Raw genomic sequence first — 26,210 nt, 5'->3', positions numbered from 1 at the left:
ATGACTCCTTAGGATGAGCAGCTGACTTCAAGGTGGCTGGCCCAGTCGGGCGGCACGGCCGCATAGTGCTGGTGTTCGGGCTGTTCGTCAAATGGCTTTTGCAATATTTCCAGCAATGTCGCCACTTCCGTGTAGTCCTGCTGCTGGGCCTTTTCGATGGCCACTTGCGCCAGATAGTTGCGCAGCACGTATTTCGGGTTGACGCTGTTCATTGCCGCTTGCCGTTCGGCATCGGCGCTGTTTTCCAGCAAGAGGCGCGCGCGGTACGTCGCTGCCCACGCATCGAAGGCGGGGCGGTCGATGAACATGTCGCGCAGCATGGTGTCATGTTCGGGCGCCGCTACCTGCAGTGTAGACAAGGCGCGGAAGAAATTCGTGAAATCCACGTGATTGGCTTGCATCAGCGCAAACATGCTGTCGAACAGGGCCGTATCGTCGTCCTGGTTCGTCTGCAAGCCCAGCTTGGCGCGCAGCAAGCTATTCATCTTGTCCGCGAAGGCGGGTTGGTAGCTGTCCAGCGCCGCCTGCGCCAGTTCCACTTCGCCGATCAGCGGCAGCAGGGCCTGGCCCAGCGCATAGCAGTTCCAGTGGCCCACCTGCGGCTGGTTCGCATACGAGTAGCGTCCCTGCTGGTCCGTATGGTTGCAGATGTGTTCGGCGTCGAACGCTTCCATGAAGCCGAAGGGGCCGTAATCGAGCGTCAGGCCCAGGATGGACATATTGTCCGTGTTCATGACGCCATGCATGAAGCCGACGGCTTGCCATTGCGCAATCATGTGCGCCGTGCGCACGCACACTTCGGCCAGCAAGGCCTGGTATGGATTTGCTGCAGCGCGCAAAGCGGGATAGAAGCCGTCGATCACGTAATCGGCGAGGATTTTCAGCTCGTCCGGCTTCTTGCGGTAAAACCAGTGCTCGAACGAGCCGAAGCGCACGAACGTGGGCGCCATGCGCGTCACGACGGCCGCCGTCTCGACCGTTTCGCGCATGATGCCTTGCTGCGAACCCATGATGGCCAGCGCGCGCGAGGTGGGAATGCCGAGCGCGGCCATGGCTTCCGAGCACAGGAATTCGCGGATGGACGAGCGCAGCACGGCGCGCCCGTCGCCCATGCGCGAATACGGCGTGGCGCCGGCGCCTTTCAGCTGCAGCTCCATCGGACCGTTTGCCGTGGCGATATCGCCCAGCAAGATGGCGCGGCCGTCGCCCAGCTGGCCGGCCCAGACGCCGAACTGGTGGCCCGAATACACGGCCGACAGGGGCTGCGAGCGCTCGGCCACGGCATTGCCGGCCAGCAGTGCCACAAAGCCGGGCTCGGCCAGGCGCGCCGCATCGAGGCCGATCAGGCTTGCCGCCGGCGCGCTGGCCGCGACAAAGTAGGGCGCGGGCAGGGGCGTGGGCATCAAGCGCGTATAGAACGCGGGCGGCAAGGCCGCAAAGGCATTATCCAGTGGTAAGGTAGTAGCGCTGATGGCAATTCCATTCAAGGTAGGTGCGCTGGCAGATGGCGCCAGCCTGGAATGCGATTTTACCGCACGGCGCCAAGGCGTGCGGAGGGCGCCCATGCGGCTGGAAACGGAATCAAAAATTCCATGCTGCACCGCAATATCGAAATGCGTTGACGATTTCCGCACGACCGTACGAAACTAGGAAAAATCTTTAGATTCCAACAATAACCGAGTATCCACCCCAGGAGACACGATGTCGGCATTTCCCTTGAGTCCAGTGATGGGCCAGATGATGAATCAGCCCCTGCTGATTTCCAGCATTATCGAGTTTGCAGCGCGTCATTATGGCGGCAGCGAAATCATTTCGCGGCGGGTGGAGGGCGATATGCACCGCTACACCTACCGCGATTGCCACCAGCGCGCACGCCGGCTGGCCAATGCCCTGCATGGCCTCGGCGTCGGCATGGGCGACCGGGTCGCCACCCTGGCCTGGAATGGCTACCGCCACCTGGAAGCCTATTATGCCGTGTCCGGCTCGGGCGCGGTCTTGCACACGATTAACCCGCGCCTGTTTCCCGACCAGATCGCCTACATCTCGAACCATGCGGAAGACCAGGTCTTGCTGTTCGATCTGACCTTTTTGCCCGTGGTGGAAAAAATCGCCGCCGACTGCACGTTTGTGCGCCATTTCGTCCTGATGTGCGACCGCGACCGCATGCCCGCCAGCAGCACCATCCCCGACCTGCTGTGCTATGAAGACTTGATCGCCACGCATTCCGACGATTACGCGTGGCCCTTGTTCGACGAGAACTCGGCCGCCACCCTGTGCTATACGTCGGGCACGACGGGCAACCCCAAGGGCGCCCTGTATTCGCACCGCTCGACCGTGCTGCACGCGTACGCGTCGGCCATGCCCAGCGCCCTGAACGTGCGCGCTTCGGACACGGTGCTGCCCGTCGTGCCCATGTTCCACGTGAATGCCTGGGGCTTGCCGTATTCCGTGCCCCTGTCCGGCGCGCGCATGGTGTTCCCCGGCGCGGCGCTGGACGGCAAGTCGCTGTATGAATTGTTCGAGGCGGAAAAAGTGACGTTTTCGGCCGGCGTGCCCACCGTCTGGCTGGGCTTGCTGAATCACGCCTTGCAGAATGACTTGAAATTTTCCTCCTTCCGCCGCACGGTGATCGGCGGCGCGGCGTGCCCGCCGGCCATGATGGATACCCTGATCGACAAGTTCGACATCGAGGTCATCCACGCCTGGGGCATGACGGAAATGTCGCCGCTGGGCACGGCGGGCGGCTTGCAGACCAAGCACCTGGACTTGCCGAAGGAAGAGCAGCGCAAGATCCTGCAAAAGCAGGGCCATGCGATCTACGGCGTGGACATGAAGATCGTCGACGACGACGGCAAGGAATTGCCGTGGGATGGCGTGGCGTATGGCCATTTGCTCGTGAAAGGGCCGTGGATCATTTCCTCGTACTACAAGAACGAGGGCGGCGAGGCGCTGCAGGACGGCTGGTTCCCCACGGGCGACGTGGCCACCATCGACGCGGACGGCTACATGCAGATCACGGACCGCAGCAAGGACGTGATCAAGTCGGGCGGCGAATGGATCGGCACCATCGACCTGGAAAACCTGGCCATGGCGCACCCGGCCGTGCTGCAGGCGGCCTGCATCGGCGTGTTCCACCCGAAATGGGACGAGCGTCCCGTGCTCGTGGTGGTGCTGCGCCCCGGCATGACGGTCACGCGCGACGCCTTGCTGCAGTTTTTCGAAGGCAAGATCGCCAAGTGGTGGACGCCCGACGACGTGCTGTTCATCGACGCCTTGCCCATGGGCGCCACGGGCAAGATCCAGAAGAACAAGCTGCGCGAGCAGTTCAAGGGGCACCAGCTGCCAGGCATGTAAAGCGGCCTAGGCAGCTTGCGGCAGCGCCGACCCCAGCTTTTCCAGCAGATGATCGCACTGGAAGACGGACAGGGTCTGGCGCTGCGCCTCCGTGCCGATGTCGATCATTTCATCCATTTCGCTGCGCAGATCGTCATGTTCTCCCGTGCGGATGATTTGCGGCGCCGCAAAGCGCTGGCTGTCGGAAATGGTCATGATGTTATCGACATGGTCGACGAGGAAGCCATAGCGTTCGGCGCCCCGTTCCACGATCAGGATCTTGCCGCTGCTGGCGTCCGGCAGCGCCGGCATCGCATACAGCTGGCGCAGGTCGATGATGCTGATCATTTGCTGGCGCAGGTTCAGCATGCCAAGCATGCAGGCCGGCATGCCCGGCGGCGTCGTGATGGCGCCGCTGAAGTCGATGATTTCGCGCACTTTCCCGATTTCCACGGCGAACGGGGTTTCTACCGTGAATGTGATGTACACGCGGCGCTGCGCCTTGCGCGTGGCGGCGCTGGCCGTTTCCGTGTCGGCCGGATACAGGCGCGCGTGGCCGTCGCGCATTTCGACGATTTCCGCCTGCGACAGGATTTCCTTGTGGTCCAGGAAAATGATGTCGCCCAGGCCTTCTTTGGTGATGCAGCCGGCAAACATGGCGGCGCGCGCCTTGCTCAGCAGGGGAATCGGCAGCACCTCGTCGCCAAAGAAATGCACGATGCTGTCGACGGAATCGACGAGGAAGCCCACGGTCGTGTCGCCCAGGCGCACGACGATGATGCGCTGATCCACGGTGGCCTCCCTGGCCTCCGTGTGCGCTTGCAGCAGGGCGCCGAAATCGACGACGGCCACCTGGCTGCCGCGAAAATGCATGCGGCCCAGGCATAGTGCGCTATTCAGCAGGGAACTGTGCAGTTCCGGCACCTTGATGATTTCCTGGATGGCCAGCATTTCAAAGGCGAACGTGGCGCCGGCCGCATGGAAGCTGACGCACTGCCGGCGTTCGCTTTGCGCATGGTAGCGGGCCGTGCTCAGTTTGGCGCCCGTCGCCTGCCTGCAGGGCCAGCACATGGGGCACGTTTTCGATGCGCAGCAGGGCGTGCGGGTCGAGCACTTGCAGCAGGCGCGCGCCGCCGTCGAGCAAAATCGTGCCGGCGATGACGGCGTGGCTGTCGCCGGCCGCGTACTGCAGGGCGCTGCGGGCGCTGGCGGGCACGCGCAGGATCTCGCCCGTATCCTGGAAGACGATGCCGACCAGCACTTGCTGGAAGTCGAGGATGGCGATCTTGTCCGTGGCCACGGCGCGCGGCGCGTCGGCGCGGAACAGCCGGCCCAGGTTGACCACCGGAATGACGCTGCCGCGCAAGGTGAACATGCCTTCCAGATACGCGGGCGACAGGGGCAGGGCCGTGACTTTCGCCGGGTAATTGACGACTTCGCGGATGCAGCTGGCGGGCAGGGCGAATTCATCCTCGCCCAGGTGGAAGGAGCCGAACAGTTCGGTGGCCGTGTCGCTTGCGCCCTGCGCTTGCAAGCCCGTCGCTTCATGCATATCCATATGCGCCTTCCTTGCGTGGTATCAATTCGGGTGGCGCCACCACCTCGGTGACGGCATAGCTGTGCCGGGCGCAATCGATCAGCAACTGGCGCCCGTGGCGGCCGCCCAGCGCGCAAAAACCGACGTGCAAGCCGCACTGGGCCAGGTATTTTTGCGCCGCTTCCGCGTTTTGCCGGCCCACCTGCAGGCGGCCATGCACGTGGGCGGGGCCGAACATGCTGGCGCCGCCCGCCAGCACCACCTCGATATCGGCGTAATCGGCCTGGCGCACGCCCATCAGGCGCAGCAGCGAAGGCACGGCCTGGCTCACATAGCGCGCCCCCAGGCTGCTGTCGGCGCCCGGCGCTTCCGGCAGCAGGCAGTGGGCCAGGCCGCAACAGGGGCCATTCTTCCAGATGAAGCCGATGCCGATGCAGGAGCCCAGCAGCGCTTGCAGTTGTTGCCCCGGCGTGCCCACGCTAAGTTGCCCCATGCCAACATGGTGCAGCGGCAGGCCATGTTCGATGATGATGCTCATGCGCTGCCCGCCTTGTAAATCATGGGAAATTCGAATTGATAGCCGGTACCGAGCCGGGCGATGGTTTCCGACTCGCCCAGGATCAGCCGTCCTTCATCCTTGAGGCTCAGGCGCGCCTGGCGCAGCACGGTTTCCTGGTGCTCGGCGTCGAAATAAATCAGCACGTTGCGCAGGAACACCAGGTCGAATTGCCGCGCCGGGCGCAGCGCTTCGAGCAGATTGTGCTGCGCAAAGCTCACGTGCTGCCGCAGCTCGTCGTTGACCTGGACGCCATACGGCGCGGGCGAGAAATATTTGCGCAGCAAGTCCGGGTGCGACAATCGGATGCGCTCGACGGAGCGGCCGCTGTACTGGCCGGCCTTCGCCGCACCGAGGATCTGCTGCGAAATGTCGCTGGCCAGGATCTGGTAGCGGAAGGCGGGCGCCTGCAGCCTGAATTGCTCGCACAGCATGGCGATCGAATACAGTTCCTCGCCGCTGGCGGCGGCCGCTGACCAGATGGCGAGGCAGCCATCGGGATGGGCGCGCGCCCAGGCGGGCAGGTAGCGGTCGCGGAAGTAATCCCAGACCTGCGGCGTGCGGAAGAACAGGGTGTCGTTGGTGGTCACCAGGTCGATGAAATGGGCCACCTCGTCGTGGTCGCTGGCCACGCGGTCCAGGTAAGCCTGGTAGCTGTGCAGGGACAGCGCCTGCAGCCGTGGCTGCAAGCGCCGTTCCAGCAAGACGCTCTTGCGCGCCGTCATGGCGATGCCCGTATGCTGGCGCACCAGCGCGATCAGGGTCATCAGCACCTCGGGCGTCAAGGTGGCCGCGTGGCTCATGGCCTACACCACGAAGCCGGAGACAGTCTGGTTCAGGCTGCCCGCGCGCTCGTTCAGCCCATCTGTGGAGCGGGCGATGCTGTCGCAGTTGGCGGCCGACTTTTCCGTTTCCTCGGCGATGTACTGGATCGCCGTCGACACTTCGCGCGCCGTCAGCAGCTGCTCGTTGGCCGCCTTCGAGATATCGGAGATGGCCAGGGTGGTCTTGGCGACGCCCGAGACGATCTTGTCGAAGGCGTCGCTGGCCTGGCGAGAGATTTCGCTGCCCGTCGAGACGCGCTTGACGGATTCGTTGATCAGCTTGGAAATCTCTTTTGTTGCCTGCGAGGAACGCTCGGCCAGCTTGCGCACCTCGTCGGCGACGACGGAAAAGCCCAGGCCGTGCTCGCCCGCGCGCGCCGCCTCGATGGCCGCATTGAAGGCCAGCATATTCGTCTGGTTGGCGATCTCGCTGATGACCTTGACGATTTCGCCGATGTCTTCCGACGAGCGGTTGATCAAGTCCATCGCCTCGATCGACTTGGCGACGGCGCGCGCGCCCGCTTCCGCCTCCTGCTGCGTGGCTTTTGCCAGGGAGTCGGCATTCGAGGTGTTTTCCGCGATGGAATTGATGGAAAACGTCAGGCCGTCGATGGAGGCGTTCATTTCTTCCACCGTGGCGCCCAGCGCCTGCGTGCCCACGGCCACGCCCGTGGCCCGCTCGGCGATCGTGTGCGAGGCGTCGGCAAAGCCGTTCGCGGCAGACACCACGGTGCCGATCACGCCGCGCAAGTCGACGATCATCTTGCTGATGCCGCCAGCCAGCAGGTCGATCGGCTCGTCGCCTTCGGGCACGATATTGCCGGTCAGGTCGCCCTGCGCCGCGCGCGCCACCGACTTGAGCAGGGCATCGACCTTGCGGCTGTCGCTGGCGGCCCTGGCCTGGATGCTGTTTTCCAGGTTCACCTGTTCCGTGATGTCGATGGCGAACTTGACCACTTTGTACGGCTTGCCGTTCAGGTCGAGGATGGGATTGTAGGTGGCCTGTATCCACACCGCCTTGCCATGGTTGCCCAGGCGCTTGTAGCGGCCCGCGTCGAATTCGCCGCGGTTGAGTTTTTGCCAGAATTTCTTGTACTCGGCACTGCTGGCATACTCGGGTTCGCAAAACATGCGGTGGTGCTCGCCCTGGATATCGCTCAAGTCGTAGTCCATGACGGCGAGGAAATTGTCGTTCGCGTCCAGCACATTGCCCTGCATGTCGAATTCGATCACGGCCTGCGCCTTGCCGATGGCGCTGACCTTGCCTTCGTATTCGGCGTTGCGCGTCTTCATGGCCGTGACGTCGGTAGCGAACTTGATGACTTTATACGGCTTGCCATTCGCGTCGAGGATGGGGTTGTACGACGCGTTGATCCACACTTCGCGCCCATCCCTGGCGCGGCGCTTGTATTCACCCTGGTCGAATTCGCCACGTCCCAGCTTGGCCCAGAAGTTGCTGTATTCATCCGTTTTCACATACTCGGGGTCGCAGAAGATGGCATGGTGCTTGCCTTGCACTTCGGCCAGGGTATAGCCGAGCACGCGCAGGAAATTGTCATTCGCATGCAGGATGGTGCCGTCGAGTTCGAATTCGATCACGGCCTGGACACGGTTCAGTGCAGTATTTATCGCTTGTAAGTCCAGATCCTGGGAGTGGCTGACATGGCTGGCTGCGTCCATAATGTTTCCTTCGGTGTGAGAAGAGGAATGGGAGCGATAAGGCTGCTGTTATTATTTTTTCTGCTATTCATATAAGGCAGCGATGTTATCGCATGGGGCGATGCAGGGTGATAATCGGTGAGAATGTGCGTGATGAACGGCCGCCCGTGTTTGTCCTGCGGTTTGCCTTATTGTAGATAAATTGTAGAGTATTGATTTGAATCAATAATTTTATTATTCCCCAGCGTTTGGCGAAAAACAAGAGGCGGGAATAAATAATGTAAAAACTGTCGCAATTGTCCCCTGCCGGCATATAACAAACGCATTCTTCCGCATAATAAAACGATGTTATTATTGTTATGGTTTTATTATTAAAATGAATATTCAAGTGATAGCTTCTACTGGAACTTGCTGCTTGCAGCAGAATCTTTCCTCAAACGTTGAGGTACCATGGCGAACAATGCATGCCGTAGCGGAAAACGATAAAAATAATACGAGCGTTCTTTTATGCGGTATAGTAAAGCTTCATCCCTTGCAACCACCTCATACGTTGAGCAAAACCAATAAGGAAGAGACATGAGTGCTGAATATCAAGTGAACGGCGCCGTTGCCGTCATTACCCTCGCCAATCCGCCCGTCAATGGCCTGGGCCTGGCGACGCGCACGGCCGCCGTGGCCGGCATCCGCCAGGCGCTGGCCGACGAAGCCGTCAAAGCCATCGTCATCACGGGCGCCGGCAAGGCATTCTCGGGCGGCGCCGATATCAAGGAATTCAATTCGCCCAAGGCGCTCACGGAACCGACCCTGCACACCCTGATCAACGTCGTCGAGCAATCCACCAAGCCGGTGGTGGCGGCCATCCACAGCGTCTGTATGGGCGGCGGCCTGGAGCTGGCGCTGGGCTGCAACTACCGCGTGGCCGCGCCCGGCGCGCAGATGGCCTTGCCGGAAGTCAAGCTGGGCATCTTGCCCGGCGCGGGCGGCACGCAGCGCCTGCCACGCGTGCTGGGCCTGGAAATGGCCCTCAACATGATCGTCTCGGGCACGCCCGTGGCCTCGGAAAAGCTGGCCGGCACGGCCCTGTTCGACGAAGTCATCGCCCCTGGCGCCGACCTGTTGCAAGCCGCCGTGGCCTTCGCCACGAAAGTGGCCGACGTGCGCCCGCTGCCGAAAGTGCGCGAGCGCAAGGTCGATTACCCGAACCACGAAGCCTTTTTGCAGTTTTCGCGCAATACGGTCAAAGCCATGTCCGGCCCGTTCCCCGCGCCGCTCAAATGCGTCGATGCCGTGGCGGCCGCCGTGACGATGAAATTCGACGAAGGCTTGAAGTACGAGCGCGAACTGTTCATGCAGCTGGTGCAGTCGCCGGAATCGAAAGCCTTGCGCCACGCCTTCTTTGCCGAGCGCGTCGCCAGCAAGGTGCCCGACGTGCCGTCCGACACGCCCGTGCGCACGATCGCCAGCGCGGCCATCGTGGGCGCCGCCGGCACCATGGGCGGCGGCATCGCCATGAACTTCGCCAACGCGGGCATCCCCGTGATGCTGCTGGAAACCAAACAGGAAGCGCTGGACAAGGGCCTGGCCACCATCCGCAAGAATTATGAAAACACGGTCAAGAAGGGCAAGTTGACGCAGGACAAGGCCGAGCAGCGCATCGCTCTGGTCAGCGGCACCTTGGCGTATGCCGACATCGCGCAAGCCGACATCGTCATCGAAGCCGTCTTCGAAGAGCTGGGCGTGAAGGAAACCGTGTTCAAACAGCTCGACGCCGTCATGAAGCCGGGCGCCATCCTCGCCTCGAACACGTCCACTTTAGACCTGGACAAGATCGCCGCGTTCACCAAGCGCCCGCAAGACGTGATCGGCACGCATTTCTTCAGCCCGGCAAATGTGATGAAACTGCTGGAAATCGTGCGTGGCAAGGAAACGGGCAAGGACGTGCTGGCCACGGCGCTGGCGCTGTCGAAAAAGCTGAAGAAGACGGGCGTCGTCTCGGGCGTATGCGACGGCTTCATCGGCAACCGCATGATCGAGCAATACAGCCGGCAAGCCGGTTTCCTGCTGGAAGAAGGCTGTCTGCCGGAACAGGTCGACAAGGCGGTCGAGAAATTCGGCTTCGCCATGGGGCCGTTCCGCATGGGCGACCTGGCCGGCAACGACATCGGCTGGGCCATCCGCAAGCGCCGCTACGTGGAAAAACCGGACGTCACGTATTCGAAGACGGCCGACCTGCTGTGCGAACTGGGGCGCTATGGCCAGAAGACGGGCGCCGGCTGGTACGACTACAAGCCGGGCGACCGCAAGGCGTATGCCTCGGAACAGGTCAATGCCATGATAGTCCAGCACTCGGCCGATATCGGCGTGGCGCGGCGCAAGATCGGCGACCAGGAAATCGTCGAACGCCTCGTGTATGCGCTCGTCAATGAAGGCGCGCGCATCCTGGAAGAGGGCATCGCCCTGCGCGCCTCGGACATCGACATGGTGTACCTGACGGGCTACGGCTTCCCCCTGTTCCGCGGCGGCCCCATGTTCTATGCGGATACGGTCGGCTTGCCGAACGTGCTTGATACGATCGCCGGCTACGCGAAAGGCCGCCACGGCGAAGCGTGGACGCCGGCGCCGCTGCTGGTGAAGCTGGCGGGCGAGGGCAAGGGGTTCAATAGCTGATTCAGGTGCTGAATGCAAAAAGGGCAGATTTCTCTGCCCTTTTTTTTATTTCTTCTTTGCCACCATCTTGACCGCCTCGTTGACGATGACGGGGTTGTCTTTCTGGATATAGTAGCCTGCGCCCGTGATGCGCTCGATGGCTGGCGCGCCGGACAGGCGCTGCCAATCCTTTTCCTGGGCCCGCACGACGTTCTCGAACGAGCCCATTTCCTCGATGCCGAACTTGTCCCGCACCAGCAGCATGGCGGGCACGCGCAGCGGGCTGCTCATGTCGACGTGTTGCAGGCATTGCGTCTGGGCATCGAATTCGGCCGATTCCGTACTGTTGAACATGAGCTTGCGCCGCGTCTTGACGAGCATGGCGTAGGTGGAGGCGTCCGTCTGCAGGCGGCTCCATTGCTGCGGATGCGTGGGATCGAGCAGGACCAGGCCGGCCACGTCCTGCGGGTACAGCCTGGCATATACATATTGGTACAGGCCGCCCAGGCCATGGCCGACCAGCACATACGGCGGTTTCAGGCCCGCCTGCGCCAGCAGGGCGCGCTGCTGGGCGGCGATGGTGCACGGGTCGCGCGGCGTGGTGGTCTTCTTGCTGTCGCCGTAGCCGGGACGGTCGTACGCGAGCACGCGGTGCTGCTTTGCCACTTCCGGCACCACCTTGGCCCACACATCCTTGCCGTCGCCCATGGCCGACTGGAAGACGACGGGCAAGCCGCCCTGGCCGCTCAGGGCGTAGGCGATGCTGGCGTCGGGCAGGGCGGCCGTGGCGGGAATGCCTGGCGTGGCCGGGGTCGATGGCAACAGCGAGCAGCCGGAAAAAAACATGCCTGCCAGCAGCAAGCCGGCGCTGGAGAGGAGCATGGTGCGCGCGGGGCGGCCGACGAATAGATGATGCATGAAGCTCCTTCTTGGTTCACTGCCCGGTATGGCGTGCCAGCCATTATAGGCAAAACCATATGGAAGTGGAAATGCCGAACAGAAGGGGATTTCCCCACCTGTCAGCCGGCGTCGGCGCGATGGCAGACGGCTTCGATGCGGTTGCCGTCCGGATCGAACAGAAAGGCCGCGTAATAGCTGGCGTGATAGTGGCGCAGGCCGGGCGCGCCCAGGTCGATGCCGCCATGCGCCAGGCCCGCCTGCCAGAACGCGTCCACGGCCGCGCGCGAGGGGGCCTTGAAGCAGCAGTGGCGGCGCGGCGCGTCGTCGGGCTGAGGGCCCAGGCGCACGGAAAAATAGCTGCGTTCGGGGTGCTGCGCGTCGCTGCGCTCGCCGTAGCCTATCCAGGCGTTGGCATGGTCGCTGCCCACCTTGGGCACCTCCAGCGCGGCGAAGACGGCGTCATAGAAGCGTTCGGCGCGTTCCAGGTCGCTGACGGTGAGGGAAACGTGATCGAGCATCGGCACTCCGCTGTAAAAACAAGGACGGCCATAGCATAGCCCGGATCAGGGCGGCCGTGGGCGGGAGTGACCGAGTGATACTGTTGCTGGCCGACTGCCGGTTAAGGGCGGCTGGCCAGCCGCGCCACGATACTGCGGCTCATCAGCTGCACGCGGGGCGCGAACAGCATCACGGCGCAGAAGGCCACGGGCCAGGCGGCAAAGAAGGCATGGCGCCAGCGGGGCAGGAAGTCCGCCTGCAGGCCGATATTGAGCCAGGTGACCCAGGCGCTCATCAGCAGGGTCATGAGCAGCGACATCAGGAAGGCGAACGTGCAGCGCAGGCGCAGGGCATCGGACATGGCATGCTTTCAAAATAGTTGGAAAGATGCCAGCGTAACGACTTGCAGCAATCTATACTAGAGCCATATTTTTAATTTCAAATTCCGAAAATGCAATCATGCTAGATGATCTCGCCCTGTTCGTCGCCATTGTCGAGGCAGGCAGCCTGCATGCGGCGGCCGTCAAGGAAGACTTGCCCGCCGCCACCGTTACGCGCCGGCTGCAAAAGCTGGAAAGCCAGCTCGGCTACCGCTTGCTCAACCGCAGCGCGCGCCGCCTGCAGCCGACGGCGGAAGGCTGGCAATACTACGAGCAGTGCCGTCCCCTCGTGCACGCGCTGCGGCAAGCGACGCAGCAGCTCGACGCCAGCCTGTCGGCCGTCTCGGGCAGCATCCGCGTGCTGGCGCCCGTGAACTTTGCCAGCGGCTTGCTGACGCCCGCCTGGGTCAGCTTCATGCAGCAGTATCCGGACATCCGCCTGGAGCTGGAACTGTCGAACCTGCTGCAAGACCTGGTGGGCAGCGGCGCCGACCTGGCCATCCGCGTGGGCGCGCTCGACGATTCCTCGCTGATGCAGCGCCGCCTGGGCAGCGCCGCGCTGGTGATGGTGGCCGCGCCCGCCTACCTGGCGCGCGCGGGCGTGCCGCGCGACTTGCAGGAACTGGAAAAGCACGAGCTGATCGTGGCCGAACCGCTGCGCTCGTGGCGCTTGCGACGGCCCGGCGACGGCGCCGAAATGGTGATCGAACCGCAGGCGCGCCTGCGCGTCAATGAAATGCGCCTGGCCGTGGAGATGGCCGATGCGGGCATCGGCATCCTGCTGTGTCCGTTGCTGCAATGCCGCGACGAAGTGGCGCGCGGTTCGCTGGTGCGCGTGCTGCCCGACTGGATGCCGCAGCCGCGCCACGTGTATGCCGTGTGGACGCAGCGGCGCTACCTGCCGGCCCGCGTGCGCGTGCTGCTCGAGCACCTGGCGGCGTTTGCGGCGGCCAATCCGCTGTTGAACGGGGATGACGGGGCCGGCTAGTGCGCTGCGCCGGAAATCCTTTCTATTAAGTAATACCGAGCGCTTGTACTTTTCGCCAGGATCGCGTTAAGATAAAGCTGCACGCTTATCCAGCGGGCAATCTGGTGTTTTTTTCGCGCAATTCGTCCCTATCCATGAGAGTAGCAATGAAATATCTGATCCTTCCCTTCTTGCTGGCCATGAGCGGCTGTGAAGTACTGTATGACGCAAACCGGGACAAGATCGGCGAGTATTGCAACAGCCTCAATAATTTCGACGACCGCAATGCCTGCCGCAAGCGCAACCAGACCAGCTACCAGGAATACGTGCAGCAGCGCGACCAGGTGAAAAAGGGCAAGAGCGACAAGTAAGCCTGCCGCCGCCTGCGCCGCATACGCTGCTTAAAAAACAAACGCCGCTGACCAGTCAGCGGCGTTTTGCATTGCGGGCCCCGGCCATGCGGCCGGGGCTTGCGCCGGATCAATCGTCGGCGTAGATATTGTTGTCCTTGGTTTCCTTGACGAACAGGGTGCCGATCACCACCGTCGCCAGGGCGACGACGATCGGATACCAGAGGCCATAATAGATGTCGCCCTTGAAGGCCACCAGCGCGAAGGCCGTGGTCGGCAGCAGGCCGCCGAACCAGCCGTTGCCGATATGGTAGGGCAGGGACATCGAGGTGTAACGGATACGCGTCGGGAACATTTCCACCAGCATGGCGGCAATCGGGCCGTACACCATGGTCACGTACAGCACCAGGATGAACAGCAGCAGCACGACCATCGGCTTGTTGATCTGGTCCGGATCAGCCTTGGCCGGGTAGCCCGCTTCCTTGATGCCGGCGCCGATTTCTTTCTTGAACGCTGCTTCATGGGCCTTGCTTTCCGCATCGAAGTTCAGGCCGTCCGGCGTCATGACGGCGTTAAACGACGTAAATTCCTTCGTGCCGATGCGTACCTTGGCGATTGAGCCGGCCGGTGCCGCTTCTTTCGTGTAGTTGACCGAGCTGTTCGACAGGAAGCCGGTGGCGATGTCGCACGACGATGGGAATTTCTTCGTGCCCGTCATGTTGAACTGGAAGTGACAGGACGCGGGATCGGCCACCACCACCACTGGCGAGTTCTTCAGTGCTGCTTCCAGTTGCGGATTGGCAAAGTGGGTCAGGCCGTTGAAGATGGGGAAGTAGGTGGCCGCGGCGATCAGGCAGCCGCCGAGGATGATGTACTTGCGGCCGATGCGGTCCGACAGGCTGCCGAAGAACAGGAAGAACGGCGTGGCCAGCAGCAGGGCGATGGCGACGAGCACGTTGGCCGTGGCCAGGTCCACCTTCAGGGTCTGGATCATGAAGAACAGGGCGTAAAACTGGCCCGTGTACCAGACGACGGCCTGGCCGGCGGTCAGGCCGATCAGGGCCAGGATGACGATCTTCAGATTTTTCCACTTGCCGAACGCTTCCGTCAGCGGGGCTTTCGAGGTCTTGCCCTCGGCCTTCATCTTGGAAAACGCCGGCGATTCATTCATGGCCAGGCGGATCCACACGGAAATACCCAGCAGGATGACGGAGACCAGGAAGGGAATGCGCCAGCCCCATGCCTCGAAATCCTTCTCGCCCGTCGCCAGGCGGGTGCCCAGGATGACCATCAGCGACAGGAAGAAGCCCAGGGTGGCCGTCGTCTGTATCCACGCCGTGAACGCGCCGCGCTTGCCTTCTGGCGCGTGCTCGGCCACGTAGGTGGCTGCGCCGCCGTATTCGCCGCCCAGCGCCAGGCCTTGCAGGATGCGCAGGATGACGAGGATGATCGGCGCGGCGATGCCGATGGACGCATGGCCCGGCAGCAAGCCGACGATGAAGGTGGAGCCGCCCATGATCAGGATGGTGATCAGGAAGGTGTACTTGCGGCCGATCATGTCGCCCAGACGGCCGAAGACCAGCGCGCCGAACGGACGCACGATGAAGCCGGCGGCAAAGGCCAGCAGCGCGAAAATGAAGGTGGTGGTGGGGTCGCCGATGAAGAATTGCTTGGCGATGATGGATGCGAGCGAACCGTACAGGTAAAAATCGTACCATTCAAAAACGGTGCCCAAGGAGGACGCAAAGATGACCTTGCGTTCCTCGGGCGTAATCGGCGTTCCTTTGGTGGAAATTTTCCGTACGTCGGCCGAGCCGGATGGTGATGCCATGGTTTGTCTCCCTATGTTTTATAGTGAACTGGTGCCGAGGTCTTTTTGACCATTCTTGCAACAGCTTGGGGCGAGTGTGTTCTCCGAACCTTACGTCATGCTTGCTTGAAACTTACGCCAAGCTTACAAATTACCGGCCATTGCAACTTTGCGAACGACCGTACTTAAATGTGCTATTCTGCTTCCGAGCTAGCATCATTGACCACATAACATTCCTACAAGGAGACACAGCATGAATGAAGCCGTCATCGTATCGACCGCCCGCACGGGCCTGGCCAAGTCCTGGAAGGGCGCGTTCAACATGACGCATGGCGCCACCCTGGGCGGCCACGTGCTGGCGGCGGCCGTCGAGCGCGCGCGCATCGAGGCGGAAGAAGTGGAAGACGTGCTGGTCGGCTGCGCCTTTCCCGAAGGGGCCACGGGGGGCAATATCGCGCGCCAGGTGGCCTTGCGCGGCGGCTGCCCCGTGACCACGGCCGGCATGACCGTCAACCGCTTCTGTTCTTCTGGCTTGCAGGCCATCGCCCTGGCGGCGCAGCGCATCATCGCGGGCGAAGGCGATATCTATGCGGCGGGCGGCGTGGAATCGATTTCCTGCGTGCAAAATGAAATGAATACGCATATGTACCGCGACGTCTGGCTGCAGCAGCACAAGCCGGAAGTGTACTGGCCCATGCTGCAGACGGCGGAAACCGTGGCCAAGCGCTACCAGATTTCGCGCGAGCGCCAGGATGCCTATGGCGCGCAAAGCCAGCAGCGCGCGGCCGCGGCCCAGGCGGCCGGCCTGTTCGACGCGGAAATCGTGCCGATGACCACCATCATGGGCGTGGCCGACAAGGCCAGCGGCATGCTGGTGTCGCGCGAAGTGACGATTGCCGCCGACGAAGGCATCCGTGCCGACACGACGACGTATGACGGCGTGGCGAAGATCCGCCCGGCCATCCCGGGCGGCGTCATCAGCGCCGGCAATGCCAGCCAGTTTTCCGACGGCGCTTCGATGGCCATCGTCATGAACGCGAAAGTGGCCGAGGCGAAAGGCTTGCAGCCGCTGGGCATCTTCCGCGGCTTTGCCGTGGCAGGCTGCGAACCTGATGAAATGGGTATCGGCCCCGTCTACGCCATCCCGAAACTGCTGAAAAAGGCGGGCTTGACGGTGGCCGACATCGGCCTGTGGGAACTCAATGAAGCGTTTGCCGTGCAAGTGCTGTATTGCGCCGACACCCTGGGCATCCCCATGGACCGCCTGAATGTCAACGGCGGCGCGATTGCCGTCGGCCACCCGTACGGCGTGTCGGGCGCCCGCCTGACGGGCCACGCCTTGATCGAAGGCAAGCGCCGCGGCGTCAAATACGTGGTGGTCACCATGTGCATCGGCGGCGGCCAAGGCGCGGCCGGCCTGTTCGAAGTGCTGTAATGTTTGCGTGAACCCAGTCTGCGGGCGGCTTCCAGGGCCGCCCGTTTTCTTTTGCTGCTCACTTTCTGCAAGGCACGCCGATAGCGGGTACAGTAATGCTTCATTAATAAACAAGCAGCCTGCCGCCATGATCAAGCACATCGTTTTCTGGAAACTCAAAGACCACGCCGAAGGCGCCGACCGCGCCACGAACGCCCTGAAACTGAAAGCCCTGCTCGATTCCTGCTCCGACCTGGTGCCCGGCATCTTGAAATTCGAGGCAGCCGTGGCCCAGCCCGGCCTGGAAGCGACCTACGACATTGTCCTGTACAGCGAGTTCGCCAGCCGTGCAGCGCTCGACGCCTACCAGAACCATCCCGAGCACGTGAAGATTAAGCCGTTTTTTGGGGCTGTGCGCGAAGCGCGGCAGTGTATGGACTATGAGATTTAATGATTGAATTACCCCAGCCCTTCGCTTTAGGGTTCAGCTTGTTCATCCAATAAGGAGCATTCATGACCACCTACCAACGCATCGTCCTCGCCTCACGCCCCGCATCGAATGAGGAAGTGCAGCCGGCACATTTTCGTCTGGAAACGAAAGACATTCCCGCCATCACGGATGGGCAATTGCTGGTGCGCAACCAGTTCCTGTCGCTCGATCCCTACATGCGCGGGCGCATGAGCGCCAATAAAAGCTATGCGGCGCCGCAGGCGCTCGATGAAAACCATGATCGGCGGCACGGTAGGCGTGGTGCTGGAATCGAAGCATCCGAAATTCGCCGAGGGCGACACGGTGGTGGGGACCCTGGGCTGGACGGAAGTGGCCGTGTCGGACGGCACGATGCTGCGCAAGGTCGATACGGCGCATATCCCCGCGTCCGCCTACCTGGGCGCCGTCGGCATGCCAGGCATGACGGCCTGGTATGGCTTGAACCAGATCATGGCGCCCAAAGCGGGTGAAACCGTGGTCGTGTCGGCCGCCAGCGGCGCCGTCGGCAGCGTCGTGGGCCAGTTGGCCAGTTGGCGAAACTGAAAGGCTGCCGGGTCGTCGGCATCGCGGGCGGGGCGGAAAAGTGCGCGTATGTGGTGAATGAACTGGGTTTCGATGCCTGCGTCGATTACAAGGCGGGCAACCTGGCAGCGGACCTGGCGGCGGCCACGCCGGACGGTATCGACGCCATCTTTGAAAACGTGGGCGGCGCCGTGTTCGACGCGGCCCTGGCCCGCACCAACGCGTTCGGCCGCGTGGCCGTGTGCGGCTGGATCGCCGGCTACAACGGCGAACCGACGCCGCTCGACAATGCGCGCCTGATCCTCACCAACCGCCTCACCGTGCGCGGTTTCATCGTCTCGGAGCAGCCGGAATTCTGGCCGCAGGGACTGGCGGAGCTGGGAACGCTGGTGGCGACGGGCAAGCTGAAATTCCGCGAATCCGTGGCCGATGGCCTTGCCAGCGCACCCGAAGCCTTCATCGGCCTGTTGAAAGGCCGCAACTTCGGCAAGCAGCTGGTCAAGCTGGGCTAGTCCCCCAGGAGAGGCGGGCCGTGCGACAATCACGGCCCGTCTCTTATTACTCGCTACCATGACCAAGCACACCATCCGCCTCGGCGACTGGGCCACCCTGGGCCTTGACGCCACCGCCATCCGTTTTGAAGTTTTTGTTGATGAACAGAAAGTGCCGGCCGAGATCGAACTCGACGACATGGACGCCGTCTGCCTGCACGCCGTCGCCTACGACGATGCGGGCCAAGCCATCGGCACGGGCCGCTTATTGCCCGATGGCCACATCGGCCGCATGGCCGTGCGCCAGCCGGGCCGCGGCACGGGCGTGGGCGGCGCCATCCTGACCTTGCTGATGGACAAGGCGCGCGAACGCGGTGATCTGGCGGTGGTGCTGAACGCACAAACCGTGGCCGCGCCATTCTATGCGCGCCACGGTTTCGTGCAGCAGGGGGAACAATTCGAAGAGGCGGGGATTGCGCATGTGGAGATGCGGCTGCAGTTTTAAGCGTTAACCCAGGAGCAAGGACTGGGGTCGGACCCTACAGGGTCCGACCCCGGCAGTTCATGGCTTAAGGGTTCAGTTCTGCGCGTGCGACTGGCGCCATTTATCCAGAATGACTGCTAAAACGATCACGACGCCCTTGGCCACATACTGCCAGAACGACGACAGCCCCAGGATCGTCAAGCCATTGTTCATCACGCCGATGATCAAGGCGCCGATGACGGTGCCCCAGACGGAACCGACGCCGCCCATCAGGCTGGTGCCGCCGAGCACGACTGCCGCGATGGCATCGAGTTCATAACCGGTACCCCAGTTGCCGTTGGCCGCGTACAGGCGGCTGGCCGACATGGCGCCGCCCAGGCCCGCAAACAGGCCGCTGATCGTGTAGACAAACATCAACACGAGACCGACTTTGATCCCTGTCAAACGGGCCGCCTGGATATTGCCGCCGACGGCGTAGATATGCAGGCCCAGGGTGGTCTTGCGCAAAATAAACCACGTCAGTACGACGACGGCGGCCGCCAGCCAGATCAGCCAGGGCACGGCCAGGAAGCTGCCGTTGCCCATCCATTCGAAGCTGGGGATTTCCGTGTTCAGCACGCTGGTGCCGTCCGCCAGCAGGTAGGCGGCGCCGCGCAAGGCCGTCATGGTGCCCAGGGTCACGACGAAGGGGTTCAGGCCGACGAGGGCCACCAGCACGCCATTCAGAGCGCCCAGCAGCAGGCCGACGATGAGGAAGGCGGGAATCGAAAAGCCGGCGAACTGGGCCGACAGCGACATCAGCATGCCTGCCACGGCCGAGACGGCCAGCACGGAGCCGACGGACAGGTCGATGCCGCTGGTCAGGATGACGAAAGTCATGCCGGACGCCAGCACGATGTTGATCGACACCTGGCGGAAGATGTTCATGGTGTTGTTGCTGGTCATGAACGTCGACGTGCCGTCGGCCGAGAAATACACGGTCAGGCCGTACATGGCCAGGTACAGCACGACCAGCACGGGCAACATGCCCAGGCGGCGCATCAGGTTCGAGGCATTGAAGGGTTCGCCGGCGCGCGCGGCGCCGCGGGTGGTACTAGTTGTCATCATGAGTCTCCTGAATGATTATTTAAGGCGTATTCTTAAAACGCCTAACAAAACCGTAGCGAGCGGAAGTGGGTTGTGGTTGAGACGCGGAACTGTGCGAATGCACAGTGAGCATCGGAAACCGCGACCCGCGACGCGCAGTAGGTTTTGATAGGTGTTTTTATGCCGCTTCCAGTTGGGTGGCATAGGCAAGGATGTTTTCCTGCGTGATATCGTCGCCCGTCACTTCGCCCGTCAGGCGTCCTTCGCACATCACCATCACGCGGTCGCAGATGCCGACCAGCTCGGCCAGTTCGCTGGAAATGCACAGCACGGCCGTGCCCGCGTCCGCCAGCTGGTGGATGATCTTGTAGATTTCGCTCTTCGCGCCCACGTCCACGCCCCGCGTCGGTTCGTCGAGGATCAGGACCTTGGGCGCGATGGCCAGCCAGCGCGCCAGCAAGACTTTCTGCTGGTTGCCGCCAGAGAGTCCCCCCACGATGCCGGCCGGGCCGGAGACCTTGACGTTCAGGTTGGCAATCGCCTCGCGCGTGAGCTGGGTCAGGGCGCCACGGTTGACCACGCCCGCCGTTGCATGCTTGGACAGGATATTCATCGACATGTTTTCCATGGCCGACAATTGCATGAACAGGCCCAGGCTCTTGCGGTCTTCCGGCAGGTAGCCGATGCCGTGGCGAATCGCCGCCAGCGGCCGCTGGATGTGCACTTCCTGGCCGTCGAGCCATACTTGCCCCGATTGTTTCTTGTCGGCGCCAAAGATCAGGCGCGCCAGTTCCGTGCGGCCCGCACCGACGAGGCCGGCAAGACCCGTCACTTCGCCCGCATGCAGGCTGAACGAGGCGGGCTTGACCTTGCCGCCGCCCACGTTTGCCACGCGCAGGCGCTCGGCGCCCCGCGTCGTGCGGCGCTGGTGCGAATAAAAGTCGTCGGCGGGGGGCCCACCATCATTTGCACGACTTTCTTTTGATCCAGCTCATCCTTGCCCAGTTCGCCCACATAGGCGCCGTCGCGCAGCACCGTGATGCGGCGCGCCAGGCGTTCCACCTCGGCCATGCGGTGGCTGATGTAGAGCACGGCCAGGCCCTTGTCGCGCTGTTCTTCGATGATGCGGAACAATTGTTCGGTTTCCCGGTCGGACAGGGCGGCAGTGGGCTCGTCCATGATCAGGATGCGGCTTTCGTGCACGAGGGCGCGGGCGATTTCCACCTGCTGCTGCTCGGCGATCGACAGGGTCGAGACCATGGTATCGGCGTCGAAGCGGGAGCCGAGGTCGGCCAGGATGGCATTCGTGCGCGCGCGCATCTCGCCGCCCTTGACGGTCCAGAACGGTCCTTGCGGTTCGCTGCCCATGAAGACGTTCTGCGCCACCGTCATGTTCCTGGCTACGCTCAGTTCCTGGTAAATCAGGTTGATGCCGAGCGCGCGGGCCTCGCCCGGGTTGCGGATGCGAATCGGCTTGCCGTCGAGGATGATCTCACCGGCGTCCGGCGTGTACACGCCCGACAGGATTTTCATCAGGGTGCTCTTGCCGGCGCCGTTTTCGCCCATCACGGCATGGATTTCGCCGCTGCGCACCGTCAGGTGCACGCCGCGCAGCGCGCGCGTGGCGCCAAAGCGCTTCTCGATGCCGCGCATTTCAAAAATAATATCGTCGCTCATGACTGTCCTTCCTTGCTGGTGAAACTGGCGCCGCCTGCCCGCAGGCTGGCGGCGCCGCGTGGTTCAGGTCAGGCAGATCAGTTCTTCACCCAGCCCGTGTAGGTGGCGACGTTTTCCTTGGTGATGGCCGGGGTCGGCAACAGCACCATGGTTTGCTTCGGCGTGCGGCCGTTCATGATGTCGTAGCCCATCTGCACGGCATCGGTGGCCATGCGGTACGGGTTTTGCGCCGAGGTGGCGGCAAACAGGCCGGCCTTGTTTTTCAGGGCGTTCTGGCCATCGGGCGCGCCATCGACGGCCGTGATCAGTTTGACGTCCGTGCGTTTCGATTGCTTGATCGCCAGTTCGGCGCCGATACCGGTCGGATCGTTGATGGCGAACACGCCGTCGATCTTTGGATGGGCCGTCAGCAGGTTCGACATCACGGTCATGCCGCCGTCGCGGCTGCCGCCCGCGTTCTGGTTGTCGGACAGGATTTTTATGTCCTTGAAGGCGGCCAGGGTCTTCTTGCAGCCGTTGACGCGGTCGATCACGGACGTGACCGGTGGGCCGTTGAGGATCACCACATTGCCCTTGCCGCCGATCTGCTTGGCCAGGTAGGCGCACGAGACGTCGCCCGCCATGGTGTTGTCGGACATCACGGTGGCCGAAGCGCCCACGGCGCCCACGTCGACGGCGATCACGACCACGCCCGCATTGCGCGCTTTCTTGATGGCCGGCGCGATGCCTTTGGAATCGACGGCGTTCAGGATGATGATGTCGGTCTTGTTGGCGATAAAGTTTTCGATCTGGTCCACCTGGGTGTTCAGGTCATACTTGCTGGAAACAGTCGTGACTTTCACGCCGGGGCCGCCGAGCTTTTTCGCGCTTTCTTCCGCGCCGCGGCCGATGGCCACGAAGAACGGGTTGGCCAGGTCGCCCACGCTCACGCCGATTGATTTCAGCGGTTTGTCGGCGGCAAAGGCGCCGCAGGCGGCGGACAGCAGCAGGGTGGCGGTAATGACTTTTTTCATGAGGATCTCCAAGGGTTTTTATTGTAAAAACAAACGGTGCTACGGGTGAAAAACCGGGTGCAAACTTATTGGCTGCGTAATTTATCGATCATGGCATCGAGCTTGCCCGCATCGACGGCAAAGCCGCGGATGCCTTCGGCCAGCTTTTCGGTCGCCATCGCATCGTCGTTCAAGGCGTAGCGGAAAGCCGCTTCGTCGTAGGTGACGGCCGGCTGCGCCGCGCCCAGGTCGCCGCCCAGCGCGCGCTCGAATGGCGCGTCGGCCGTTTCCAGCTTGGCCAGCAAGTCCGGGCTGATGGTCAGCAAGTCGCAGCCGGACAGGGCCGTGATCTGCCCCACGTTGCGGAAGCTGGCGCCCATCACTTGCGTGGCGATGCCATGTTGCTTGTAGTAATTAAAGATGCGCGTGACCGATTGCACGCCTGGATCGTTGGACAGGCTGCGCGCCGCTTCGTCCCATGCCGCGCCCAGCGATTTTTTATGCCAGTCGTAGATGCGGCCCACGAATGGCGAAATCAGCCGTACTTTCGCATCGGCGCAGGCGACGGCCTGGCAAAACGCGAACAGCAGGGTCAGGTTGCAAAAAATGCCATCTTTTTCCAGTTCGCGCGCGGCCTGGATGCCTTCCCAGGTGGCGGCGACCTTGATCAGCACGCGCTCGCGTTTTACTCCAGCCTGCTCGTACAGGGCGATCAGGCGGCGTCCGCGGGCGACGGTGGCGTCGCGGTCAAAGCTCAGGCGGGCATCGACTTCCGTCGACACACGGCCCGGCACCACTTTCAAGATTTCCAGGCCGAAACGCACCAGCACCTGGTCGACGATATCGTCGAGCGACGCCGCTTTATGTACGGCAACCGTGCTTTCCAGCAAGGGCGCGTAATCGGGCTGCAGCACGGCTTTTAAAATCAGCGACGGATTGGTGGTGGCGTCTTGCGGCGCGAAACGCGCCAGTTGCAAAAAGTCGCCCGTGTCGGCGACGACGGTGCTGTGTTGCTTCAATTGTTGCAGCTGATTCATTGCTATTCCTTATCACTGAGTTGGTGCAGAGCTTGCACGGCTGGAAACAGGCTACGGTAGCGGCCGTAACGGATGCTCAAGGCTGCGCTGTGCGCGGCATCGGGCAGGAAAGTGTTTTTGATGGGCAAGCCGGTGGACAGCAGCTGGCGCTGGCCGATGGCGGCAAAGCCCAGCTTGGCCGCACCGAGGCTGGCCGACAGTTCGCTGTTGTGCAGGGTGCGCATTTCGCGTCCCAGCACATTGGCCAGCAATTGCGCCCAGTACTGGCTGCGCGCGCCGCCGCCCACCAGCATGCAGTGGGGAACGACGGCACCCGTCGAGATCACGGCCGCCATGGCGTCGCGCAAGGCAAAGGCCACGCCTTCGAGCACGGCGTAACCGAGCTGCGCCGGCGTGCTGTCGTGGCCCAGCTGCAAAAAGGCGCCGCGCACCTGCGGGTCGTTATGCGGCGTGCGCTCGCCCGACAGGTAGGGCAGGAACAAGGGCGCGGATGGCGCGACGGGCGCGTCGAGCGGCAGGGCGCTTTCCACCAGCGCCAGCAGGGCGGCCTCGTCGGGCTGGCCCAGCACGCCAGTGGCCCAGCGCAGACAGCTGGCGCCCGACAGGATCGCGCCCATCGCATACCAGCGGCCGGGCAGGGCGTGGCAAAAGCTGTGCACGCCGCCGGCCGGGTTGCCCAGCGGCTTGTCGGTGACGGACACGATGGCGGCGCTGGTACCGAGCGAAATGAAACTGTCGCCGCCGTTGACGGCGCCGATGCCCACGGCCGAGACGGGATTATCGCCGCCGCCGCCCGCCACCACCACGTCCGCAGGTAAACCGAGCTGGCCGGCGACGGCGGGCAGCACCGTGCCCGTGGCCGCGTCGCCTTCGGCCAGCGCCGGCATCTGATCCGGCGTCAGGCCGCAGGCGGCCAGCATGGGGGCGTACCAGGCGCGAGCGGCCTCGTCCAGCCACAGGGTGCCGGCCGCGTCGGACATGTCCGTCAGTTTGATCCCCGTCAAGCGCAGGCGCAGATAGTCTTTCGGCGACAGCAGGCAGGCGATGGCGGCAAAGGCGGCTGGCTCATGCTTTTGCAGCCACAGCAGTTTTGGCGCCGTCAGGCCCGCCATGGGCAGGCTGCCCGTCACGTCCGGGTAGGCGGGATAGTCGCGCGCCAGCTTCGCCGCTTCAGCTTCGGCGCGTGCATCGTTCCACAGGATGGCGGGGCGGATCACGCCATCGTTGCTGTCGAGCAGCACGGGCCATGCATCTGGCCCGACAGGCCGATGCAGGCAATGTGCGCATAGTCCTGCGGCCAGCCGGCGCGCAGCTGGGTCAAGGCGTTGACGCAGGCGGCCCACCAGTCTTGCGGCGCCTGTTCGGACCAGCCCGGCTGCGGGCGGCTGGTATCGATGCGCACGGACGCCTGGCCGCGCACGGCGCCGGTGCCGTCCATCAGCACGGTTTTCAGTTCGGAGGTACCGAGGTCGATACCGAGGGAAATCGCTGGATGCATGTTGATTTACAGTGAAAGGTCAGGGGCAGCCGCAGGAATTTCGCACGCGCAAGGTCGGCGACAAGCGCTGCACGTGCTGGGCGCGGCCCGGGTTGGCGATACGGTCGATCAACAGGTCGACGGCCATGGCGCCCAGCTCTTCGAGCGGCTGCGCCATCACGGTCAGGCGGGGGCTGAAGTAGTCGGCCCAGTCGAAATCATCGAAGCCGGCCAGCGCCACGTCTTGCGGTACCGCAATGTGTGCATCGCGCAAGGCGTGCATGGTGCCGATGGTCATCAGGTTATTGCCGGCTACGATGGCCGTCGGGCGCTGTCCGGCGGGCAGGGCCAGCAGTTCGCGCGTGGCCGCGCCGCTGCGCTCCAGGTTCGAATCGCCCGAGCGCAGCAGGTCCGGGTCAAACGCGATGTTGGCGCGCTGCAAGGCCAGGCGGTAGCCGTCGATACGCTCGTCCGTCGTCGACAGGCCCGGTGCGCCGCTGATGAAGCCGATGCGGCGGTGGCCGTGGGCCGCGATCAAGTGGCTGACCAGTTCGGCCGTCGCCTCGATGTTTTCCACGCCCACCTGGTCGAAAGGCTGGGGCGACATGCGGTCGACCAGCACGGAGGCTATCTTGTTGCTGGTCAAGTAGTCGAGGGCGCGGTTGTGCGCATCGCCCGACGGTGCCAGCACGATGCCGTCGACGCGGCGCTGGTGCAAGTTCTGCACCACCTTGAGTTCCTGCTCGGGATCGTCATGCGTATCGGAAAACAGCATCATCAAGCCATGGCGCGTGCAGGCCGCCTCGATGGCGCGCACGGTTTCGCTGAAGTAATGATTGGTGAAGGCGGAAATGGCCACGCCGATGGTGCCCGACGAGGAACCGGCCAGCGCGCGCGCCAGCATGTTCGGCACATAGCCGATCTGCTGCATGGCCGCGTTGACGGCGGCGACGGTTTTCGGGCTGACCTTGCGGGTGCCGTTGAGTACGTGCGAAACGGTCGACAGCGATACGTCCGCCGCCCGCGCTACATCTTCCATGGTGGCCATGGTGTCTCCTGATGGTTTTATTCTTATTGTGT

General features: G+C 63.0%; 21 protein-coding genes and 3 pseudogenes. 8 read left to right on the top strand and 16 right to left on the bottom strand.

Annotated elements, in window-relative coordinates; all coding sequences use genetic code 11:
- Positions 1–8: 8 nt before the first annotated feature.
- On the bottom strand, positions 9–1,565 hold the full coding sequence (locus tag ACQVLG_RS24275) for a protein adenylyltransferase SelO (protein ID WP_474291356.1): 1,557 nt from the start codon (positions 1,563–1,565) through the stop codon (positions 9–11).
- A gap of 136 nt (positions 1,566–1,701) precedes the next feature.
- Between ACQVLG_RS24275 and ACQVLG_RS24270 the strand changes: the two genes are divergently transcribed.
- Positions 1,702–3,354, top strand: a complete 1,653-nt coding sequence (locus ACQVLG_RS24270; protein WP_268993672.1) for a 3-(methylthio)propionyl-CoA ligase — start codon at positions 1,702–1,704, stop codon at positions 3,352–3,354.
- Between the two features lie 6 nt (positions 3,355–3,360).
- On the opposite strand, the gene ACQVLG_RS24265 is transcribed toward ACQVLG_RS24270, so the two are convergent.
- Genes ACQVLG_RS24265 through ACQVLG_RS24245 form a run of 5 tightly spaced genes read right to left on the bottom strand, consistent with a single transcriptional unit; the run spans position 3,361 to position 7,930 of the window.
- A complete protein-coding gene (locus ACQVLG_RS24265; RefSeq protein WP_474291353.1) occupies positions 3,361–4,404 on the bottom strand; it encodes a chemotaxis protein CheW in 1,044 nt (347 codons plus the stop codon).
- Entirely contained in the window at positions 4,286–4,891 is a 606-nt protein-coding gene (locus ACQVLG_RS24260) for a chemotaxis protein CheW (protein ID WP_474291351.1), read from the bottom strand. The genes ACQVLG_RS24265 and ACQVLG_RS24260 overlap by 119 nt, the downstream gene beginning before the upstream one ends.
- Positions 4,878–5,408 carry a chemotaxis protein CheD gene (locus ACQVLG_RS24255; RefSeq protein WP_230537596.1) on the bottom strand — a complete coding sequence of 177 codons (531 nt, stop codon included), beginning with the start codon at positions 5,406–5,408 and terminating at the stop codon, positions 4,878–4,880. Before ACQVLG_RS24255 ends, ACQVLG_RS24260 begins: the two co-directional genes overlap by 14 nt.
- Positions 5,405–6,229 (bottom strand): CheR family methyltransferase, encoded by an 825-nt coding sequence (locus ACQVLG_RS24250; RefSeq protein WP_230537597.1) that lies wholly within the window; start codon positions 6,227–6,229, stop codon positions 5,405–5,407. The genes ACQVLG_RS24255 and ACQVLG_RS24250 overlap by 4 nt, the downstream gene beginning before the upstream one ends.
- Before the next feature lie 3 nt (positions 6,230–6,232).
- Positions 6,233–7,930, bottom strand: coding sequence for a methyl-accepting chemotaxis protein (locus tag ACQVLG_RS24245; RefSeq protein WP_230537598.1), 1,698 nt, complete (start codon positions 7,928–7,930; stop codon positions 6,233–6,235).
- 555 nt (positions 7,931–8,485) lie between these two features.
- Here ACQVLG_RS24245 and ACQVLG_RS24240 point away from each other — a divergent pair.
- On the top strand, positions 8,486–10,576 hold the full coding sequence (locus ACQVLG_RS24240) for a 3-hydroxyacyl-CoA dehydrogenase NAD-binding domain-containing protein (RefSeq protein WP_474291346.1): 2,091 nt from the start codon (positions 8,486–8,488) through the stop codon (positions 10,574–10,576).
- A gap of 45 nt (positions 10,577–10,621) precedes the next feature.
- Here ACQVLG_RS24240 and ACQVLG_RS24235 read toward each other — a convergent pair whose 3' ends face one another.
- The 3 genes from ACQVLG_RS24235 to ACQVLG_RS24225 all read right to left on the bottom strand — a co-directional run bounded on the left by ACQVLG_RS24235 (position 10,622) and on the right by ACQVLG_RS24225 (position 12,314).
- Positions 10,622–11,473, bottom strand: coding sequence for an alpha/beta fold hydrolase (locus ACQVLG_RS24235; RefSeq protein WP_474291345.1), 852 nt, complete (start codon positions 11,471–11,473; stop codon positions 10,622–10,624).
- A 101-nt stretch (positions 11,474–11,574) separates the two neighbouring features.
- Positions 11,575–11,973 carry a VOC family protein gene (locus ACQVLG_RS24230; RefSeq protein WP_474291344.1) on the bottom strand — a complete coding sequence of 133 codons (399 nt, stop codon included), beginning with the start codon at positions 11,971–11,973 and terminating at the stop codon, positions 11,575–11,577.
- Between the two features lie 101 nt (positions 11,974–12,074).
- Positions 12,075–12,314: a DUF2798 domain-containing protein gene (locus tag ACQVLG_RS24225; protein ID WP_474291342.1), complete on the bottom strand. Its 240-nt coding sequence runs from the start codon at positions 12,312–12,314 to the stop codon at positions 12,075–12,077.
- 98 nt (positions 12,315–12,412) lie between these two features.
- On the opposite strand from ACQVLG_RS24225, the gene ACQVLG_RS24220 reads away from it, so the two are divergent.
- Complete coding sequence (locus ACQVLG_RS24220; RefSeq protein WP_474291340.1) at positions 12,413–13,321, top strand: LysR family transcriptional regulator; 909 nt, start codon at positions 12,413–12,415, stop codon at positions 13,319–13,321.
- A gap of 146 nt (positions 13,322–13,467) precedes the next feature.
- Positions 13,468–13,671 (top strand): hypothetical protein, encoded by a 204-nt coding sequence (locus ACQVLG_RS24215; RefSeq protein WP_230537604.1) that lies wholly within the window; start codon positions 13,468–13,470, stop codon positions 13,669–13,671.
- Positions 13,672–13,780: 109 nt separating this feature from the next.
- Here ACQVLG_RS24215 and ACQVLG_RS24210 read toward each other — a convergent pair whose 3' ends face one another.
- The gene (locus ACQVLG_RS24210; protein ID WP_230537605.1) at positions 13,781–15,481 is read right to left on the bottom strand and encodes an MFS transporter; all 1,701 of its coding nucleotides are present in this window, start codon (positions 15,479–15,481) and stop codon (positions 13,781–13,783) included.
- Positions 15,482–15,713: 232 nt separating this feature from the next.
- Between ACQVLG_RS24210 and ACQVLG_RS24205 the strand changes: the two genes are divergently transcribed.
- From ACQVLG_RS24205 to ACQVLG_RS24190, 4 genes and pseudogenes are all read left to right on the top strand, one after another.
- Positions 15,714–16,895 carry an acetyl-CoA C-acyltransferase gene (locus tag ACQVLG_RS24205; RefSeq protein ID WP_474291336.1) on the top strand — a complete coding sequence of 394 codons (1,182 nt, stop codon included), beginning with the start codon at positions 15,714–15,716 and terminating at the stop codon, positions 16,893–16,895.
- A 127-nt stretch (positions 16,896–17,022) separates the two neighbouring features.
- Positions 17,023–17,325: a Dabb family protein gene (locus ACQVLG_RS24200; RefSeq protein ID WP_474291334.1), complete on the top strand. Its 303-nt coding sequence runs from the start codon at positions 17,023–17,025 to the stop codon at positions 17,323–17,325.
- A 62-nt stretch (positions 17,326–17,387) separates the two neighbouring features.
- Positions 17,388–18,398: pseudogene (locus tag ACQVLG_RS24195) on the top strand (NADP-dependent oxidoreductase).
- Positions 18,399–18,456: 58 nt separating this feature from the next.
- Positions 18,457–18,882, top strand: coding sequence for a GNAT family N-acetyltransferase (locus ACQVLG_RS24190; RefSeq protein WP_474291332.1), 426 nt, complete (start codon positions 18,457–18,459; stop codon positions 18,880–18,882).
- Positions 18,883–18,954: 72 nt separating this feature from the next.
- Here the strand turns inward: ACQVLG_RS24190 and ACQVLG_RS24185 are convergent, their stop codons facing one another.
- From ACQVLG_RS24185 to ACQVLG_RS24160, 6 genes and pseudogenes are all read right to left on the bottom strand, one after another.
- Complete coding sequence (locus ACQVLG_RS24185) at positions 18,955–19,965, bottom strand: ABC transporter permease subunit (protein ID WP_099408562.1); 1,011 nt, start codon at positions 19,963–19,965, stop codon at positions 18,955–18,957.
- Positions 19,966–20,125: 160 nt separating this feature from the next.
- A pseudogene (locus ACQVLG_RS24180) lies at positions 20,126–21,624 on the bottom strand (sugar ABC transporter ATP-binding protein).
- 77 nt (positions 21,625–21,701) lie between these two features.
- Entirely contained in the window at positions 21,702–22,637 is a 936-nt protein-coding gene (locus ACQVLG_RS24175) for an ABC transporter substrate-binding protein (protein WP_121669532.1), read from the bottom strand.
- 65 nt (positions 22,638–22,702) lie between these two features.
- Entirely contained in the window at positions 22,703–23,653 is a 951-nt protein-coding gene (tal, locus tag ACQVLG_RS24170) for a transaldolase (protein WP_474291329.1), read from the bottom strand.
- A gap of 2 nt (positions 23,654–23,655) precedes the next feature.
- Positions 23,656–25,139, bottom strand: a pseudogene (gene xylB, locus ACQVLG_RS24165) (xylulokinase).
- Positions 25,140–25,170: 31 nt separating this feature from the next.
- On the bottom strand, positions 25,171–26,178 hold the full coding sequence (locus ACQVLG_RS24160; protein ID WP_474291327.1) for a LacI family DNA-binding transcriptional regulator: 1,008 nt from the start codon (positions 26,176–26,178) through the stop codon (positions 25,171–25,173).
- Positions 26,179–26,210: the final 32 nt, after the last annotated feature.

It is taken from the genome of Janthinobacterium sp. TPC_1, from assembly GCF_056037845.1.
This window is presented reverse-complemented; position numbering and strand designations above follow the sequence as displayed.

Coding starts and splice junctions, on each gene's coding strand:
- ACQVLG_RS24275 (WP_474291356.1), bottom strand. CDS start 1,565: ATGGGCGCCCTCCGCACGCCTTGGCGCCGTGCGGTAAAATCGCATTCC.
- ACQVLG_RS24270 (WP_268993672.1), top strand. CDS start 1,702: ATGTCGGCATTTCCCTTGAGTCCAGTGATGGGCCAGATGATGAATCAG.
- ACQVLG_RS24265 (WP_474291353.1), bottom strand. CDS start 4,404: ATGTGCTGGCCCTGCAGGCAGGCGACGGGCGCCAAACTGAGCACGGCC.
- ACQVLG_RS24260 (WP_474291351.1), bottom strand. CDS start 4,891: ATGGATATGCATGAAGCGACGGGCTTGCAAGCGCAGGGCGCAAGCGAC.
- ACQVLG_RS24255 (WP_230537596.1), bottom strand. CDS start 5,408: ATGAGCATCATCATCGAACATGGCCTGCCGCTGCACCATGTTGGCATG.
- ACQVLG_RS24250 (WP_230537597.1), bottom strand. CDS start 6,229: ATGAGCCACGCGGCCACCTTGACGCCCGAGGTGCTGATGACCCTGATC.
- ACQVLG_RS24245 (WP_230537598.1), bottom strand. CDS start 7,930: ATGGACGCAGCCAGCCATGTCAGCCACTCCCAGGATCTGGACTTACAA.
- ACQVLG_RS24240 (WP_474291346.1), top strand. CDS start 8,486: ATGAGTGCTGAATATCAAGTGAACGGCGCCGTTGCCGTCATTACCCTC.
- ACQVLG_RS24235 (WP_474291345.1), bottom strand. CDS start 11,473: ATGCATCATCTATTCGTCGGCCGCCCCGCGCGCACCATGCTCCTCTCC.
- ACQVLG_RS24230 (WP_474291344.1), bottom strand. CDS start 11,973: ATGCTCGATCACGTTTCCCTCACCGTCAGCGACCTGGAACGCGCCGAA.
- ACQVLG_RS24225 (WP_474291342.1), bottom strand. CDS start 12,314: ATGTCCGATGCCCTGCGCCTGCGCTGCACGTTCGCCTTCCTGATGTCG.
- ACQVLG_RS24220 (WP_474291340.1), top strand. CDS start 12,413: ATGCTAGATGATCTCGCCCTGTTCGTCGCCATTGTCGAGGCAGGCAGC.
- ACQVLG_RS24215 (WP_230537604.1), top strand. CDS start 13,468: ATGAAATATCTGATCCTTCCCTTCTTGCTGGCCATGAGCGGCTGTGAA.
- ACQVLG_RS24210 (WP_230537605.1), bottom strand. CDS start 15,481: ATGGCATCACCATCCGGCTCGGCCGACGTACGGAAAATTTCCACCAAA.
- ACQVLG_RS24205 (WP_474291336.1), top strand. CDS start 15,714: ATGAATGAAGCCGTCATCGTATCGACCGCCCGCACGGGCCTGGCCAAG.
- ACQVLG_RS24200 (WP_474291334.1), top strand. CDS start 17,023: ATGATCAAGCACATCGTTTTCTGGAAACTCAAAGACCACGCCGAAGGC.
- ACQVLG_RS24190 (WP_474291332.1), top strand. CDS start 18,457: ATGACCAAGCACACCATCCGCCTCGGCGACTGGGCCACCCTGGGCCTT.
- ACQVLG_RS24185 (WP_099408562.1), bottom strand. CDS start 19,965: ATGACAACTAGTACCACCCGCGGCGCCGCGCGCGCCGGCGAACCCTTC.
- ACQVLG_RS24175 (WP_121669532.1), bottom strand. CDS start 22,637: ATGAAAAAAGTCATTACCGCCACCCTGCTGCTGTCCGCCGCCTGCGGC.
- tal (WP_474291329.1), bottom strand. CDS start 23,653: ATGAATCAGCTGCAACAATTGAAGCAACACAGCACCGTCGTCGCCGAC.
- ACQVLG_RS24160 (WP_474291327.1), bottom strand. CDS start 26,178: ATGGCCACCATGGAAGATGTAGCGCGGGCGGCGGACGTATCGCTGTCG.